This window comes from Tunicatimonas sp., assembly GCF_049647865.1.
GTDB lineage: Bacteria > Bacteroidota > Bacteroidia > Cytophagales > Cyclobacteriaceae > Tunicatimonas.
In genome coordinates, this window is record NZ_JBARYM010000328.1 from 1 (window position 1) to 17,594 (window position 17,594).

12 protein-coding genes and 1 pseudogene are annotated in these 17,594 nt (G+C 45.6%); 3 read left to right on the plus strand and 10 right to left on the minus strand.

Annotated features, from left to right (window positions below; genetic code table 11):
- Positions 1 to 1,702: SusC/RagA family TonB-linked outer membrane protein (locus WBA23_RS09945; protein WP_424582127.1), on the plus strand; the 1,702-nt coding region annotated here is incomplete at its 5' end.
- A 22-nt stretch (positions 1,703 to 1,724) separates the two neighbouring features.
- Positions 1,725 to 3,299 (plus strand): RagB/SusD family nutrient uptake outer membrane protein, encoded by a 1,575-nt coding sequence (locus WBA23_RS09950; protein WP_424582128.1) that lies wholly within the window; start codon positions 1,725 to 1,727, stop codon positions 3,297 to 3,299.
- Between the two features lie 200 nt (positions 3,300 to 3,499).
- Here the strand turns inward: WBA23_RS09950 and WBA23_RS09955 are convergent, their stop codons facing one another.
- The 10 genes from WBA23_RS09955 to WBA23_RS10000 form a co-directional block, all read right to left on the minus strand.
- Entirely contained in the window at positions 3,500 to 4,981 is a 1,482-nt protein-coding gene (locus tag WBA23_RS09955; protein WP_424582129.1) for a PQQ-binding-like beta-propeller repeat protein, read from the minus strand.
- 439 nt (positions 4,982 to 5,420) lie between these two features.
- Positions 5,421 to 6,563, minus strand: coding sequence for a carboxynorspermidine decarboxylase (gene nspC / locus WBA23_RS09960; protein ID WP_424582130.1), 1,143 nt, complete (start codon positions 6,561 to 6,563; stop codon positions 5,421 to 5,423).
- A 215-nt stretch (positions 6,564 to 6,778) separates the two neighbouring features.
- Positions 6,779 to 7,765, minus strand: coding sequence for a glycosyltransferase family 2 protein (locus WBA23_RS09965; protein WP_424582131.1), 987 nt, complete (start codon positions 7,763 to 7,765; stop codon positions 6,779 to 6,781).
- A 2-nt stretch (positions 7,766 to 7,767) separates the two neighbouring features.
- Positions 7,768 to 9,219: a lipopolysaccharide biosynthesis protein gene (locus WBA23_RS09970; RefSeq protein ID WP_424582132.1), complete on the minus strand. Its 1,452-nt coding sequence runs from the start codon at positions 9,217 to 9,219 to the stop codon at positions 7,768 to 7,770.
- Between the two features lie 310 nt (positions 9,220 to 9,529).
- Positions 9,530 to 11,248: a hypothetical protein gene (locus WBA23_RS09975; RefSeq protein ID WP_424582133.1), complete on the minus strand. Its 1,719-nt coding sequence runs from the start codon at positions 11,246 to 11,248 to the stop codon at positions 9,530 to 9,532.
- A 63-nt stretch (positions 11,249 to 11,311) separates the two neighbouring features.
- A complete protein-coding gene (locus WBA23_RS09980) occupies positions 11,312 to 13,699 on the minus strand; it encodes a TonB-dependent receptor (protein WP_424582134.1) in 2,388 nt (795 codons plus the stop codon).
- Positions 13,696 to 14,352, minus strand: coding sequence for a ribulose-phosphate 3-epimerase (rpe, locus tag WBA23_RS09985; RefSeq protein ID WP_424582135.1), 657 nt, complete (start codon positions 14,350 to 14,352; stop codon positions 13,696 to 13,698). The genes WBA23_RS09980 and rpe overlap by 4 nt, the downstream gene beginning before the upstream one ends.
- Positions 14,353 to 14,356: 4 nt before the next feature.
- Positions 14,357 to 16,030, minus strand: coding sequence for a S8 family serine peptidase (locus tag WBA23_RS09990; protein ID WP_424582136.1), 1,674 nt, complete (start codon positions 16,028 to 16,030; stop codon positions 14,357 to 14,359).
- Positions 16,014 to 16,724 carry a hypothetical protein gene (locus WBA23_RS09995; protein WP_424582137.1) on the minus strand — a complete coding sequence of 237 codons (711 nt, stop codon included), beginning with the start codon at positions 16,722 to 16,724 and terminating at the stop codon, positions 16,014 to 16,016. Before WBA23_RS09995 ends, WBA23_RS09990 begins: the two co-directional genes overlap by 17 nt.
- Before the next feature lie 95 nt (positions 16,725 to 16,819).
- Positions 16,820 to 17,059, minus strand: coding sequence for a DUF6952 family protein (locus WBA23_RS10000; protein WP_424582138.1), 240 nt, complete (start codon positions 17,057 to 17,059; stop codon positions 16,820 to 16,822).
- A gap of 196 nt (positions 17,060 to 17,255) precedes the next feature.
- Between WBA23_RS10000 and WBA23_RS10005 the strand changes: the two are divergent.
- Positions 17,256 to 17,594 (plus strand): annotated as a pseudogene (locus WBA23_RS10005) (hypothetical protein); the annotation flags it as partial.

Sequence of the window (17,594 nt, forward strand, 5' to 3'; positions counted from 1 at the left end):
TTACAACAGTTTCCGACAGAAAGAGTGGGCTAGCAACGTGGTGCGCCCCAGCTTCTACTCACGAGAAAGCAACAACGTCAGTTGGAACCGAAACATTAATGCCTACGCTACTTACGACAACACTTTCAGCGACGACCATTACCTGAACGCCGTGGTGGGAGTAGAACGTCAGCAACGCGGCATTCCGTATCGCAATAACTTAGGTGCTGAGAACCTGATCTCAGCTGACCGCAATATCGGGGAGGTTAACAACTTCGCTGAAGACGTGCTGCTGTTCTCTTCCGGGCAGTTTGACGAATTTCGTATCTTTAGCTACTTTGGCCGGGTCAATTACCGCTTCCGAGACCGTTACTTGTTGGGCGCCAGCTTCCGCCGCGATGGGGCTTCGGTGTTTGGCCGAAACAACCGCTACGGTTTCTTCCCCGCCGTATCGGCCGGATGGATTTTGACTGAAGAAGACTTTGCACAGGGCTGGTCGAACGTTAATATGGTAAAACTGAGAGCGAGTTACGGGCAGACGGGTAATCCTAATTTGCCTGGCAACGTAACGGAAGGAGGGTTCACGGGCTGGCCCGCCTACGGCAGCGGGGGTGGCATCGTGATTACTCGCTTGGGTAATCCCAACATCACCTGGGAAAATATTGGTACCTTAGATGCCTCAGTAGACTTCGGATTGTTTGAAGACCGCGTTTCCGGTTCGGTGGGGGTTTACCAGCAAGACGTGGATGATATGCTGCTTGAGGTACCTATCCCTGAATCGCAGGGAATACTCTTCGGTAGCTCCGTGATATGGCAGAACTTTGGTCAATTGCGTAATCAAGGACTAGAGATTTCCTTGTCCACCACCAATATTAACACCGGAGATTTCCGGTGGACCAGCAGTATCAACTTCACTAGTCTGAATAATGAGATTATTCGCCTGGACGAAGCCCTAGGCCTAACCGACAACCGCCTGGGAGTGACTAACAGCCGAACCGTCTCACGAAAAGGGGGAAGGTTAGCCGCTTATTTTATCGCCGAGTTTGCTGGGGTTGATCCCACCACCGGTTATGACATGATCTACGAAATTGATCGGGATCGCTTCCTGGAAACCGGCGAAACTGTGAAGACCGGTAATATCGTGACGGCGACTAACCAAAATGTGACGGACAACCGCATTGTGCAGGAAGACAAAACCAGTTTACCGACCTTCTTCGGCGGTTTCAATAACACGTTTACCTACAAAGGGATCAGCTTGTCGGCCCAGATCACCTTTCAGGGAGGCAACTACCTGTTTGATGAAGTGGAGCAAGCCCAAACCAGCCCCGGTGGAGGCACCATTCGGGAATCGTACCTGGGCAATTACTGGACACCCGAAAACACCAACGCGATTTATCCCCGCCCCTCACTAGCCGGTATCGCCCGCGATGGGCAGGCCTTGAGCCGCGACCATACCCGCTACCTGTACCGGGGAGATTTTGCGCGGCTCAACTTCGTGCAGGTGTCGTATAATCTGCCGCTGAGTCTCATTGAGTCGGTGGGGCTGAAGGGGGCTCGGGTGTTTGTCTCCGGCAGCAACCTGCTTACCTTCACCAACTTCGACGGCTACGACCCCGAGGTAGTGAACACTGGCGGCAATCAGAATTTAAGCCAAGGAATCGTCTCGGGAGTGCAGTACCCGCAGGTGCGCACTATTATGGGAGGCATCACCATTAAGTTTTAATCCACGCTAACGTTTTATAGATATGATATACAATAATAAAACAATACTGAGCTTACTTACCACTCTGGGCATTGGATCAATGCTCCTGGTTGCTTCTTGTAACTCGGACGAGTTTCTGGAAGACAACGGCACTAATACTTTTGGTTTCACCGAACCGCGCAACAGCGAGGATTTTGAAACCATTATTGAAGGAGCTTACTACTCCATGAGCGGCGAAGGTGGCTTTCGAGGGATGCTCAATGCCCCGGTGCTGTTCAGCGCGTTCACCTCGGACGAGGGCTGGCTGCCCGACGAGTACATCAACGTGAGCGACGATGCGCGGCAGTGGTACAACCGCGATTTCACCGACCGCACCCTGAGCCAACCGGAACGTACCTGGTCGGCCGCCTACGCTACAATTGGAGCAACCAATCTAATTATCGATTTTCTCCAGGGCGATCCGGCCAATGGTTTCGACGATCGCAACGGAGAAGCCTGGACGCCCCGGGTGCTGGGCGAAGCGTATTTCCTCCGGGCTTTTTCGCATTATCAACTCGCCCGAATGTTTGGCCCACCGCCCACCGCTGACCCCTCGGCCCCATCTATTATCCTAAGAGCCAAAACTCCCGAAGGAGCCTTCGATAACCCCGGGCTAGCCTCTGTGCAGGAAGTGTATGACCTGATAGTCAGTGACCTGAACCGGGCCATGGAGTTGCTTCCCGAAGCCTTCGTAGAAGGGCGCGATCCGCTGGCCTACGAAGACCGGGCCACTCGCTGGGCGGCTGTGTTTATGGCCGCCGAGGTGAACTTCATGCTCAACAACTTTGAGTTGGCCGAGCAGTACGCCACCGAAGTGATCGAGTCGGGTCGGTTTGAGTTGCAAGAGGATATCCTGGATGCCTGGGATGATAATTCTTTGGGAGCGCAAGCTCCGGAAGTGATTTGGCAATACGTAGGCTACAACCGTAACCAACAGCGCTGGAAGCCGATCATCATCCACCGCTACCTGGGCTTCACCGATGCCAATGGAAACCCAGACCGGGTGAGCACCGAGCAGCGTTTATCCTTGAGCGACGTGCTGGTGGAAAACCTAGGCTGGAACAATCCCGATGTGGCCGCCTTAGATAAGCGCCACAACGAACTATACGTGCGCATCGAGGCCGGGGAAGACTCTCGCCCCAATTACGATCAAATTCCGGGTTTACGTATCTGGCCCAATAAATGGTACCGGGCCGAATTCAGCGGCTGGGGCACCGCCTCCACGGCCAGCTTACCCCTGATGCGCTTACCCGAAATGTACCTAACCCGGGCCACCGTGCGCCTGCTGAACGGTAACTCCCAGGGTGCTGCCGACGATCTGAACGCGGTGAAGCGCCGCGCCTGGGCAGGTGATGCCTCGGCTTTTGTACCAGTGAGTGCTAGCGAGATCACCGAAGAGATGATCGCCCTGGAGCGGATGATTGAACTGGCCTTTGAAGACGACCGCATTTACTATTTGCAGGCAATGCAGATGGATATTCCGCCCGGAGAAAGAATTGCTACGAGCCCTTTCCCCTACGGGCAGGTGGAACTTCCAATCCCCCAAACCGAGGCAGATATCAATCCAAATGTGGAGTAGATAGTAGATAAAGGCCCGTTGTTTTCGTCATTGGTCACCACCAATCATCCAAACCGCGCTGAAATACTTAGCGCGGTTTTTTATCGTTCCTAAGCGAGCGGTGAGGTACCACCCACGGTAGTTTGGTTGCCGTGAAGACAAAAGGCGAATAGAGCAGTCCCTGCCGATCTTCTTTGGACATCACAGTTCGCGATCTGCATTCAGTCAACTCTGCGGGTGGTACCCTCATCGCCTACGCGCTTTGCCGATGCTAGCCCGATTCGGCTTATCGGGATGTCCAGTTCCTTCCGAATGATCCGCAAGCCGTTGGACTGCCCGATACGGTGTGCATCGGTGTGGTGGGCGTATATCAGGTCTACTTGCCCATTCGCGTCCAGATCGTCCAGGTGGGGAGTGAGTGCTAAGTTGGGTCCTGGCAAATTCATATCGAGCCGCAGTTGTTTGCCGGTCGCAAAATTGATGGCTACCAGTTTGTTGTGCACCTCATTGCTGATGGTGCTTCCGGCCAGCGTTCGCTCTATACCGAAATTGACGCTCAGCAACACTTCGTCACGTTGGTCGCCGTCCAGGTCGATGGTGACCGGCGAACTCATCGAAAAAAAGCTCAGACTATCCTCAAAGATGACCGAGCCATTGGTTCCGCTGAATGCCATCTGTAGGCACTGAACCTGGTCGGGCCAAATGCCGATCCCGAAGTTGACAAATACATCTGGAACCGCATCGGCATTGAAGTAGCCCACAGTAGGAGAGGTGTAGACTTCGGCGTTGTCGATACCCGCTTCCCACAGCACCCGGTGGGTTGCGCCGTCCAGAGCGATCACCCGGCCCGCCACCGAGTTGACGAGAATGTCAGGGGTGCCGTCGGCATTCAGATCGTGCCGCAGTGGGGAAGCGATAAAGCCCTGACTAGAGTCACTGGCCAGCACTTTAGCGACTGACAAATCACTGTTAATTAGCGCCCGCAACGGGATTTGGTAAAGGTTACCGCCCATTGTTTCTCCACCACTTCCGAACAAAAGCTGCGGCTCCCCCGCCTGCTCAAAAATCACGGGCGACATATAGGTTTCCCGGCCATCCGGCATGGTGTCGTAGGCCAGCAGGATCCCGTCTTTCCCGCTCACCACCATCAGCATTCCCGGCGGGCGGTTGGGGTCGTTCGGTCGCTTACTCACGTCGCCCCCTTGGGCCAGAACTAAGTCCGGCACCTGATCGGCGTTTTGGTCCGGAACCAGGGCCGGGGTATAGATATTGTAAAGGGGGAAATTTGGCTGCTGGTCGCGCTTAAAATCCCACCGCACTTGCCCACTGGCCCCGTCAATGGCAATCAATTGGCCACTGCGTCCACTCATCACCACGTCTGGGGCAGTATTCTGGTCAATATCCAGAAAAACGGGTGTACTAAAGATTTGGTCGGTGCCGTCCACCGCCCAGAGCACCGCACCGCTGGCTCCATCCAGGGCTAACACGGCGGTGTCGCTAGCTTCAAACTCGTTGGCTCCGGCCCCCAGCACAATGTCGCGGATGCCATCGCCGTTCAGGTCGGCGGTTCGGGGCGAGGAGAAGGTGCCAATTCGCGCGAAACTACGTTCCCAGGTGCTGTGTTTCTGCGGCCAAAACAGAAAAGCGAAGAGGGAGAAAGTTAAAAATAGTAGCACAAGAGATGTCTTTGTAGCAATTGCCATCTATTAGATTTTGTTCTATAAGCTCATATTACCTTACATTCTCTACCTCAACAGTTGACTATACGACTCTATACTACCAATTTCTTATGAAAAATCAATTAAGAAAGTATCTTAGTTTGTTACAAACTTTCCATGAGAGTTACTTTAATCACTCAACATATTGCCTTTAATATGAAGATACCTTCGCGGTATCGTCGATACCTACCTGTGGGCAGACTGATACACTCCGAAAATGGTAAGCACCTTCGATGTAATAGTGATAGATGCTGGCAAGGCAACACGTTGCGGACACACTTCTAACTGCTGGGTTACCTTAGTGAGGTTATAATATAGTTGGAGGATCAGATTGAGTCCACTGCTAAAGCTCTGTTTGAAAAGCAGAAGTTTACTATTTGTTTAGTTTTCTGTAACTTTACTCGGAAAAATTTTGAATCAACCGCTACGATAGTTTGCCTTTAAAAGCTTGATAGCCTCCTGGTTGAGCTACTAACTCAAAAGTATTATCCTCCCGCCAAATTCCAATAGCCGGATGGCGAACTCCATTGAAGAAAGTAGTTTTAACCATAGTATAGTGCATCATATCATTAAATACAATACGGTCACCAACCCTTAGTGGCTGCTCAAAACTGTAATCACCCACAAAATCTCCGGCTAAGCAACTTAGCCCTCCTAACCGATAAGTAGGCTTGCCAAGTACGGCATCCGTTGCGCCTAACACTTGAGGCTTATAGGGCATTTCAATACAGTCGGGCATATGCGCTGAAATACTGATGTCTAGTACGGCAGCATTGATGCCTTTACTATCAAAAATATCTTCTACAGTAGCAATGAGGTAACCGGTTTCCCAAGCTACCGCTGATCCTGGCTCCATAATAATTTCTACCTGATACTTCGCTCTAAACTCTTTTACAAGCTCTATTAAATGATTAAGATCATAGCCTGTCCGAGTGATTAGGTGACCGCCACCCCAGTTTAGCCATTTAGCTTGGTACAGTAACGGCGCAAACCGGTCTTCAATAACTCGTAAGGTACGTTCCAAGGCGTAAGAATCACTTTCGCATAACGTATGAAAGTGGATACCTTCTATTCCTTCGGGTAACGTATCGCCCAAATGTTCTATACTAATTCCCAGGCGGGTTCCTACGGCACAAGGGTTGTATAAATCAGTTTCTACTTCGGCGTACTCAGGATTGATTCGAAGCCCACACGAAATCTCTTTAGGATACTCTTGTATCCGCCCTTTGAACTTATTCCATTGATTCAGCGAATTGAAGGTAAGATGATTGCAGTACTCCATCATTTCTTCAAACTCATTATTAAAGTAGGCCGGACAATAGGCGTGTACTTCATGGTTGAATTCCTCGTAACCCAGGCGAGCTTCGTTTAGTGAAGAAGCGGTAGTACCTTGTAAGTACTGACGTACCATCGGGAATACCGAAAACATAGAAAATCCTTTGAGTGCTAAAATAATTTTTACCCCTGAAGCTTGCTGCACCTGCTGCATAATTTCCAAGTTACGCCGAAGTCTTGTTTCTTCTAATACAAAGCAAGCGGAAGGAATTTGCGTAAAATCAATGGGCATGAAAAGCGGGAAATAACACTAAACAATTGATTGTTTAACCATACACTAAAAAGCTTACTGCTCTTTAGCTAACAGTATATGGCACAAATACAAAGCGAGAAACTACTTTCAAAGTTACAATACAACGCGAGAAAAGATCTAACGTTTGTGCAGGACATTTTTAATATCCTTCCATTAATTATATAAATAGGTCGTACTGTCCGCAGCGGCTTAGTCTATCGAGCATCGGGCGGAACCACTTTGCCCGTTAGTGTAGAAAGCTTTAAAAGACTGCGAGAGTCGGTAAAATGCTGCTGAGGTACACCTTCGGCGCGAAGCTGTTTGTTGAAAGTAGAAACTATACCTAAAATCAAGGCCATTAGGCTGCCTAAAAAGTATCCTAATCGCAAGTACAACCACCCCTTGATACCAAAATGCTTATAGAAGTAATAGTAATCGCTTTGTACGTGTACGATGTCCATCAGACTGGCATGCTTACTAATACTGGCACTCTCCACATGAGAAACTTTAGCTGCTGGTACTAGGTGTCTCTCCCAGCCATTTTTATACGTCCGCCAGGCAAAATCTACTTCATCAGCATAAATAAAGATATTATCATCCATAAACCCTATATCATCAATAACTTTACAACGAATGAGGAAACACACGCCCCGTGGCCATTGAATTTCATGGGGTTGGGAAGGTACTACTACCGGCTTTTTGTTATAGTGATACTCATATTCTGTATCGCCCTTCAATAAGGCCATTAGTTCTCTAATCCGAGGGATTACCTCCCAAGTAGCGCGCCCTCTAGGGAATCGAAACGGATAATGTGACTTTTGCGGCTTTCCGTCGGGGTAGTATAGTTGAGGCCCGGTAATTCCAACTTTAGGGTGCTGATCCATATACTGAATCATAATGCTAAAGGCATCATTAAGCGGTGCTGCATCTGAATTAAACAAAAGAAAATAGCGAGAATTAGCAATTTCCATCGCTTGGTTCACTGCCGAAGGAAATCCTACATTCTTTTCGTTTTGGATGATTTTTACTTGGGGGAATTTTTCTCTCAACATCGCTACCGAATCGTCTCGCGAAGCATTATCAACGACGACCACCTGAAAGCTTACTTCTTCTGTTTGAGAAAAAACAGCCGTTAAGCAGGAATCTAGTAGTTCTCTGGTATTATAGTTGACAATAGCAATAGTTAAGTCGTACGTATCCATAGTTACTTCTTACGCTTAATCATATTAATTAACTTATTTATTAATTGTTTTTCAAATAGGTATAGGTAGATACCATAAAGAGCTACAATGAAAAGCCCTCCTAAAATGAGCACAGCCATAGTATTTAAATTAGTGGAAGTACTCCACAGGTAGGCTATTGTTCCCGCTAACGTACTTGCTAATGCTGGCCTATATACCTTACCTAGCAGCTCTATAAAGGGCACGCCAATAATTTTCTGAATATAGTGTTGATACACCATTAGTCCGATTGTCTTGTAGACTACTACTCCCCAGGCAGCTCCCACGATGCCAAACCAAATAGCCCCTATTGCAATAGCGGGTACCGTTACTAGTAGTGTCAGCACAGTATTAACCTTCACAATCAAATCAGCCCGTCCGGTGCTCTTAATTACTGTGGAAACCGTGCCACTTATAGCGTGAATAATTACTGATAATGATAATACTCTTAAAGGAGCTGCTGCGCCTAACCACTCTTCCCCAAAACCTATTAGAATGATAGGTTTGGCTAAAGCAATAAATATTACCATAATTGGAATGAGAACATTAGCGTTAAGATGAACTATTCCCAAATAGTATTTCTTCAGTTCTTTCCCATCGCTCTGCATGCTAGAGTACGCTGGAAAAAGCACCTTATTAAAGATGTTCATCACTTTCGATCGGAACGTATCGGTAAGAATAAAACCTAAGGTGTACAGTCCTAGGGCTTCTTTACCAATAAGTTTTCCGATTAATAAGTAATCAATATTATTAGTCAGAAAGTAAAAGATACGCTCAATCAGCACGTACCCCCCAAAGCTGAACAAATCCATAAAAGCAGGTTTGCTGAACGAGATCGGGGCAACCCAGCGCACTTGTATAAAATATAGTATTCCCGAAACAACGGACACAATAATGCTATTGAACGCTAACGCCCATACTCCCCATCCGGCAAATGCCAGATAGATGGAAATTCCACCCGCAATAATAACTGCTATAATATTAATAATTGCCTGAGGGCGAAACTCTAATTGGCGAGATAGTTTTACCTTGGGAATAAGATAAAGAGCATCTAGCACAATAGAAATAGCAATAACCGGCAATAAACTGCCTAATTCAGGTTCATCGTAAAACCAGACTGCAATGGGTGAAAGAATCAGTGCCGCAATAGCGTAGCCGATTAAAGCAACACCAATATTTGTCCAAAAAGCGGTTATATAATGATCTTCAGTAAGCTCTTCTTCTTTTCGCTGGATAAGGGCAGCCCCCATGCCAAACTCACTAACCATTTTAATGAGATTAGTGAAGATGACCGCCATACCAATGAGTCCGTAGTCCTCAGGAAGCAGTAGACGAGCTAATACTAGCTTTACCACCAAACGCAACCCTTGGTTACCCAAAGAAGATACTGCTACCCATCCAACGCCACTAGCAATTTTTTTACTGCTTACCTTCAAATTAACACCTGTTTATAGTAAAGTGCAAAGCTACAATTTGCTATTGTATTTATTTTAAAAATCACTTAAATATCTTACTAAGATGTCTTTTCTATTGAAATTTGTTTACAAAACACACAACAACAAACGCCACTTAGTAAGATTTTGTGGCTGTTACCGCGCACCGGCTGCTTAACTGCAAAAAGATAATTAAGGTATAAATGACTAAAACGAGATTTCCGCACTTTATAGTATTTATTCTTTCAAAGTCGTGTACTCCTGTAATTTTCACTATTAAAGGTAGAGGTTGGATAGCCTAGTAACGAAAGACCTACTGTTTCTTAAATATTCTTTTTAGTAAGCCTGGTTGGTCCTCATCTTCTTTGGACAATACCTCAGCCGAAGCAGTCGTTTCACTTGGTTTAGCTAAGCCAACGCTTTCTTTTAAGCCTGAAAGAAGTGAATGACTCCAGTAGCTAAACACTGACTGGGAAGGGTCACGCTCAAGGTATATAGTTCCGATCCGAAGTGGCTGATTACGGGTTGGGTTATCCGCTTTAACTACAAACCAATTGACTAACCACGTACCTAATAACTCGCGAACCGCCGGATTTTGAGGATCATCGGGGTTTAGCAACGAAATTTTGAGGTCATTATAAATGCAATGTATTTTCCCTTCAGATGCATAATCGTCAATAGTCATCTCAAAAGAGAGTTTATTGAGAATTCCCGACCGTACTGAAGCAAATGCGACCGGCTCCAGAAAAGCGTTCATCCGGATAAGGTGCATCTGATCTAATTCTCCAACTACTCGGTGGTACCCATCGGCTCGGTTCAATGGTACTTGAACTGATAAATTGAAGTGCCCACTATTCATTAAATTAGCTTGAACATTTGCCTCAAAGGTATCGCCAGCACTAACTATATTTGTAGTATTATATAAGCTGGCGTAGAATCGATTGAAAGAAATTTTACCAACACGCGCCGACTCAGTATTTTGTTCTTCGTACACAATTTCACTATCGCTCAGCGCAACTGTATCCACCTTAAATTGGAATGGTACTGATTGAAACAATGAAGACAACAGAGGTCGCAGCCTATCTGAGCGCTGCAACCGTTTGTCTTTATAGATTTCTAATGTTGCCGAATCGAGGTTGATTCGCTCAACAAGTAACTGATGGGCACTGAACCAATGGGAGGGGCGAATGCCCATGATCTGTACCCGAGCAATATGAGCTTGCAATCGGTCTTTTCTCTTGTCGAGATGTTTCCTCCATTCGCGCTTGCTAAAGTTTGGTTGTACCCGAATGTCGTTCAGGTTAATAGTACTATCTAGCACATTTATGCTCGTCTTTGCTACTGAAAATGTATACAGCGAATCGGTAGAAATTTCTAAGAGTGAGTCTACTGAAATGATTAGTGATGATAAGGAAGGTAATCCTAGATTTTTAGAAGATTGCAGCGAGTCAATAAATAATTTTTCTAAGTGAATATTTATTCCTGCAATCTCTAGCGTATCGTTAGCTTTACCTTGTTGGGTAACTTGTTTAAGAACTCCATCCTCAACGCGAACACGGGTAACTAATAAGGAATCTAGAAATGGCTGAATGAGCTTATAGTAATCTAGAGATGCTGTTTCTTGAGTAGTTTCTTCGGAAGAATCGGAAGGGTACAGCCAAATGGTTGGCCTTTGAAGAGAGATTTCCTGAATAGATAAAAAGCGGTCAGTTTCCCAGTAAGGATACCGGTTTAACTTAATATCTAGCCTATCTAACTTACCACTCAGGTGCTCTTTCTGATCGTTTTGGGTAGTATCTATTACTATTGAAACACCCTCTAAGGCAATTTCCCTACGAAGAGGATGAAATATAAGCTTCTGATAGTCAACATAATACCCCTGCTCGCGTAACTGACTTAACCCTAACTTAATCGCTTGATCAACCACTGGTTGTATCCAAAAGCGAAATGAGAAAGCGAAAATGATTCCAATTGCACTAGTAACTCCCAATACAATTAATATTCTTTTAACCCAAACAGGGTATTTAGCCATTTTAGTAAGAACTTTAGTAGTAGTAATAATACGAAAAGTTCAGAGTTTTAGCTGTAAAATATTTTATCGGAGAATAATATTAGCGTTGATAAACCGAGCAGAAAGACGGTTAGGCACCCCAAATTGCTGGTTACGAACATCTTCTACCCACGTAAAAGAAATAACGTTGTTTGCCTTTAGCGCGTTTAGTACTTCCAGTCCAATCCACAACGACCGGAATAGTTTGGTTTCTTTTTTTTGATTTAGTGGAATTTCTTTAGAAAAACCCAAATCTACCCGCCGGTAGTCGGGGCCATTAAATGCATTGCGATTACGGTCGTTGTTGGGTGGCCCAAATGGCAGCCCGGTTCCGTAGAGTAAGCTTAGATATACCCGCATGGTTGGGTCATTGGGCAAGTGATCTTGAAAAAATACTCCCAAATTTACTAACTGATCGGAGGGACGGCGGATATAACCTCTACCATCATCAGCTACATTTTCTCTTGTTCGTAGTATTCCCAAACTAAACCAGGACTCCGCTCCGGGAATAAAGTCTCCGTTTAAGCGCATATCTATTCCTGTAGCGTAAGCTCGAGCAGTATTCTCGGCAAAATAGCGGATACGCACATTGTCAATGTCGTAAGGATTTACATTGTAAAGGTGTTTATAGTAGAATTCGGTAAGTAGCGTAAACTCTCGCCCCAGCATTGTGAAGCGATAGTCTGCTCCCAGAATACCATGAACCGATGATTGCGCCTTTACATCCGTACGTAAATTTCCGGCTCGGTCGCGTAGCTCCCGGTAAAATGGTGGTTGTTGATATAATCCTGCTGAGGCTCTAATGACTAAATTCTTGTTGGTAGGAGGCTGAAAAGCGTACTGCACGCGGGGGCTGACTAATAATTGCTGGTTTACATTCCAGTAGTTGAAACGTACTCCGTAGTTAATGGTATGCACATCACCAATCTCAGTAGTATTCTGAATATACCCTGAGAACCGGCGCGAGTCTAGCTCTAATTCGTTACTTACGGTACGTTCCACAGTGGCAAAGTCAGCCGAGTCGCTAATAAGATACTCGGAAAGTTGATCCTGAAATTGCTCCAAACTCACCCCTACCCCAAACTCCAGTGTATTGCTTTTGTTAAGAATGTAGGCCATCCGGCTCTCCAGATTGTAAATAGTAGCACTGAGCTTATTACGGGCGTGATCCAGGTTAACTCCTAACCCTATAACAGTGGCACATTCATCTACTTCTAAATCTCCACCAATTTCTACATCGCACAGTCGGTAACCAGCAATTAGGTCGAAATATTCTCGCTCTTGGGTCGTTACCCACGAACCAATTAACCGGGAACTCCACCGATCATTGATCCGGTAGGTCCACTGCAATCCAGTCTGAAAAGTTTGATAGGTTAAATTCTCTTGCCCCTGGTAGCCAACAAACAAATTAAAGCTTTCCTGCAACGTTCCGAAGGTAGTTCGGCGGCTCTCAGGACGCACTCGGTAGCTATTGTTAGCGTACGCTACCAATAATCCCAACTCACTTTTTACTTGGTTTTCGTCACCATCCAAATCGTAGGTTATGTACGATTGAAGATCGGTAAATTGCGGCCGATATTGCCCGTCCGTTTCCAATGTTCCCAAAAGGTACTGCGCCCGTTTGTGGCGAACACCAGCAATGTACGAACCCTTATCAAAGCTACCTTCTACGTGAGCAGCTCCACCTAATAATCCAACCCGTAGAGAAGCATCAGTGGTAGCTGGTTTTTTGTAGCGGACATTGAGGTTGGAAGAAAGCTTGTCGCCGTATTTGGCTTGCCAGCCCCCTGAGGAGAAAGCTACATCGGCTACTAAATCAGGATTAATAAAGCTTAACCCCTCTTGTTGTCCCGCCCGGATTAAGAATGGGCGGTACACCGGAATATTATTTACGTAGACCAGATTTTCATCGTAGTTACCACCTCGCACTGAATAGTTAGAACTCAACTCGTTATTGCTAACTACTCCAGGCAGGGTGACTAAAATCCGGTTGAAATCTTGGAAAGCCGAAGGAATATTTTGAGCGGTTTGCGGATCGAGCTTAACTAAACCGGGTTCGAACCGACTGGCATCATCGGTATTAGCTACCACTTCTACTTGCTCCAGCAAGCGAACATCGGGACGTAGCGTAACGGCTAGCGTTAACGTATCATAGGCACTCAGATTAACCTGGCGCAAAATGTTGGTATACTCTAAATGTGAAAAAACCAAATCGTACGTTCCGGGAGCTAAGGCAAGTTGAAAAAACCCGCGTTCGCTGGTTACTGTTCCCTGACCACTACCTTGTACTGATACGGCTACGTCGGTAAGCATTGATAGGGTACTATCCTGCACAGTACCATTGACAACCGCCCGTTGAGAAAAGCACGAAAGGTGCAAGCCTAACCAACACCCCAGAATGATTATCGCGCATCGCAGTACTGACTGCTTCATACCCGCACGGCCTGCTTCAAATGAGCAATAGTAGCAACTGGATCTTCGGATTTGAACACGAAGCTACCTGCCACAAAAGCGTTCACTCCAGCATTAGAAAGCTGGGTAGCATTCTGATCACTAACGCCACCGTCAACTTCTACCAGCACTGAAGTAGAAGTTTCTTGCATCAATTGCTGTAAATCTTTTAACTTCTGGTAAGTGTGATCAATAAAACTCTGCCCACCAAAGCCCGGATTCACCGACATTACTAAAACAAGATCAATATCTACTAAGATATTTTCCAGTAGCTTTACTGAGGTATGCGGATTAATCGCTACACCGGCTTTACAGCCCAATTCTTTAATCTGCTGCACCGTTCGGTGCAAGTGCGGACAGGCTTCGTAGTGTACGGTAATTCGGTCCGCTCCCAGCTTCTGGAAATCAGCCAAATAATCATCAGGATTGGCAATCATCAAATGTACGTCCAGTGGCTTTTGGGCGTGCTGTTGGATGGCTTTTACTACAGGCATTCCGAAAGAGATATTAGGCACGAAAACCCCATCCATCACATCTACGTGAATCCAATCGGCCTCACTCTGGTTGAGCATCTCCACGGCTGATTGCAGGTTACCAAAATCGGCAGCTAATACCGATGGGGCGATGTATTTCATGCATTTAAAATTTTATCACTTTTACTGTGTCGGAGGCAGTGGCACTTAACACGTGTAGAATGTACACCCCCCGCTGCCAAGACGAAGTATCTACAGTAAATGAGTCGTCAATTGATACCGGAATATGCTGAGTCACTAACAGTTGCCCGGTACTATTATACACATAAACATCAAGTGACTCATTAATAAAAGCAGGTGATTCCACAAATAGATTGCCCCGCTCAATCGGATTAGGAAACACATTGTATTGAGAAATAGCAGCAGGTTCTACAGTTGACAAAGGAATCTGATCAACCAGCACTTCGAAATTTGGAATCCCGTAGCCCAGTTCATTATCTGGGGTCAAAGCTTGGCTACCCGCTTGCCGAATCTTATCCATAATCTCTACGTTCGTTGCATCTGGAAATGCTTGCCAGACTCCAGCCGCAAAACCCGAAATTAGGGGTGCTGAAAACGATGTTCCGTTAGAGCGCGTAATATTGCTTTTAGCATCTACTACTACGGTTTGCAAACCTAGCGCCGAAACATCGGGTTTGATACGACCGTCAGCCGTAGGTCCAAAGGAACTGAAAGAGACCCGGAAGCCTCCGGTACTTACTGCTCCTACGGCCAGAATATCGGGGGCATCGGCCGGCGGTGATACATAACGCCAGCGTCCGGCTCCTTCGTTTCCGGCACTTACTACACAAAGTATTCCTTTCGCCGTTGCCATTCGGGCGGCTCGGGTAATTGCGGCGGTTTGCCCGTCCAGGTCATTGTAGGTATAACTCATCTCAGCATCATCAAAAGTGGTGTACCCTAATGACGTACTGATAATATCAACTCCCGCACTATCGGCTTTTTCAGCGGCAAACAGCCAGTTATATTCTTCTATCCGATACTCAGAACCCGACTCTTCAGTGATACAGAGCATAACGTCGGCCGCGTAGCTACCCGCCTCTAAAATTCCGGACTGGTATGCTGCGATACAGGATAACGCTTCAGTACCGTGCTGGCCGTAGCGATATACATCAGGGCTATTACCTACAAAATCATAAGTCAGTTTAAGTTGATCATTACTGTATAGATGTTCAAAAAAAGAAGATTCATCAACCCCGCGAAAGCCACCATCAAATACCGCTACAAATACCCCTTCACCATTGTAGCCTCGAAGGTGCATCTCGCTAATGCCTAGCATTTGATTTTGTTCTTGATTAAGCAGTTGCTCCGTTCGTTGGTATCTCTTCGTTTTCTTTGACTTTCCGTAAGAAGCCCCGTCTGATGATTTACTACCTTGCTGATTTTTACGCCCCTCAGGTTTTACCATTTCGGCGTACAGCACATAGTCTGAGGTAAGTAGTTGCTCAACAATACTATCGGTGGCTACTACCAGTGCAGCATTAAACCATTTGGAAGTATAGATTACTTTAGCTCCTTGGGTTTCTGTTTCTTGAAGATAGTTGGGAGTTACCGGAAAGTCAGAAATGTCTACGGAAATATTTTGCTTCAGGCGTCGCTCAACAGCCCGCTCGGAAAGATATTCTTCCGGCTGACTTATTAAGAACTGGGCGGTATCCTTATCGGAAAAATAAAGCAAATATTGTTGAACCTGAGCAAATCCAGCAGTACTAAATAACCACAAAAAACTGAGCAATAACAGCGAATAGCGTAGTGTAGCGGACTTAGTCAATTTTTCCATAGGCGGTAAGGGTCTGCCGATAATCGCGACCGAAGTCAATGATAAATTGCCCTAAACAGTCTTCTTCGGCACAATACTCTAAGTTTACTGATTTCTTATAAAAAAGCCCTACATTATTCACGTAAGTTTCTGAAAAGATACTGTCACTTACTAATGAAGACACGTTGCTTTGCACCACGGTGATACTTTGATGTAGTAACGTATCAATAGTGCTTTCTATTTCCTTTGATAACGCCTCTGATGTAGTTTGTAGTTCGTAACGGTCGGCTGACTTTGCATTCAGGGCATTGCCATCCCATACCAACTCGCTGGTGAAGGGAAAAACTAATTTAACAAAGGGGGTATTATTTTCTACTACAACTGCCCGCTGCGTATTCACTCGGGCCGTCCAGACTGAATCTAGCTTCCACGATTGGTCAGGTAAAAACCGGGAAAACCGCTCTAATCGGTAGACTAATTCATTGCCTTGCCCGGGAAAAGAGTCGGTGATAACCTCTCTGAGCAAATAACGCTGAGTATCTGGTTCATTCAGCAGGCTGTACGAAATATCCTGAACAACATACTCCCGGAAACTACCTACTTCAACTGGGAAATAACTAAGACCTAACCGGGTGAATGAGGGTTCAGTGGTATCAGATTCGCAAGCAAGTAGACAGCAGACTACCGAAACCCACAGAAACGAGCGTAGCATCATCGAAGTAATTTGTGGTGTAAGGTAGTAAATACCCTACGAAACTAACCCAGCATGTGAGAAAAAACAGAAAAATGATAGGAACTTGAGACAAGAAGCTAGATAGACTCTCGTACCTGAAGGCTGTACTTTTGGAAAGCATCATAGAACTCAGCCCCTTCCAGTTTTACTCGCTCTAGAATGTAAACTGCGGCTAATAAATACGTTAGCTTTTCGCTAGCATCTTGTCCTTCTACTTCAAGAGCAAGGTCTTTACCCTCAACCAAAGCTTGTTCAGCTTCAACTAACTGATCTATTGTATAATTTTCAACTAATTTCTTAACTATATTTCTTTCCATCTAACCTTTAACACTACTTCTTTTAATCTAAAAATTAATATGTTCAATTTTTGAACCAAATTGCTTTTCTATTTAAAAAATTCTCATTTTGTTAGAAAATATGCAACCGATTGCACGTATTAGTATAGATAACAAAATGTGTTTTTGTTTTGTTTAATATTGTTTAAATAAAAATAAACGTAATTTTTACTAGTCTATGGCTCTCAAGACCACAGTGAAAGTAGGAAGCATTAATAATTTAAGCGACGCTCGCTATTGCGCGGGAATAGGTGTAGATATACTTGGATTTTGCTTTGAATCTAGCCACGAAAAATTCATCGAACCAACCACATTTTTAGCTCTCAGCGAATGGCTATCGGGGGTGCAATATATGGCTGAGTTCCCTACCTATTCCTTTCAGCAGATAGAAGAAACGCTGGCACTTTACGAAAAGGTGCAGCATATTCAAGCTGGCAATTCGCAAGAATTAACCTTGCTACAAACCAGAGAAGAATCCACCTCTTTTTTTCTAGAGGCAGATAACTACAGCTCACTG

Excerpts from the sequence above, each read along its gene's own strand:
- WBA23_RS09965 (WP_424582131.1), bottom strand. The coding sequence starts at position 7,765 with ATGGATACGTACGACTTAACTATTGCTATTGTCAACTATAATACCAGA.
- WBA23_RS09975 (WP_424582133.1), bottom strand. The coding sequence starts at position 11,248 with ATGGCTAAATACCCTGTTTGGGTTAAAAGAATATTAATTGTATTGGGA.
- WBA23_RS09950 (WP_424582128.1), top strand. The coding sequence starts at position 1,725 with ATGATATACAATAATAAAACAATACTGAGCTTACTTACCACTCTGGGC.
- WBA23_RS09995 (WP_424582137.1), bottom strand. The coding sequence starts at position 16,724 with ATGATGCTACGCTCGTTTCTGTGGGTTTCGGTAGTCTGCTGTCTACTT.
- nspC (WP_424582130.1), bottom strand. The coding sequence starts at position 6,563 with ATGCCCATTGATTTTACGCAAATTCCTTCCGCTTGCTTTGTATTAGAA.
- WBA23_RS09955 (WP_424582129.1), bottom strand. The coding sequence starts at position 4,981 with ATGGCAATTGCTACAAAGACATCTCTTGTGCTACTATTTTTAACTTTC.
- WBA23_RS09990 (WP_424582136.1), bottom strand. The coding sequence starts at position 16,030 with ATGGAAAAATTGACTAAGTCCGCTACACTACGCTATTCGCTGTTATTG.
- WBA23_RS10000 (WP_424582138.1), bottom strand. The coding sequence starts at position 17,059 with ATGGAAAGAAATATAGTTAAGAAATTAGTTGAAAATTATACAATAGAT.
- rpe (WP_424582135.1), bottom strand. The coding sequence starts at position 14,352 with ATGAAATACATCGCCCCATCGGTATTAGCTGCCGATTTTGGTAACCTG.
- WBA23_RS09980 (WP_424582134.1), bottom strand. The coding sequence starts at position 13,699 with ATGAAGCAGTCAGTACTGCGATGCGCGATAATCATTCTGGGGTGTTGG.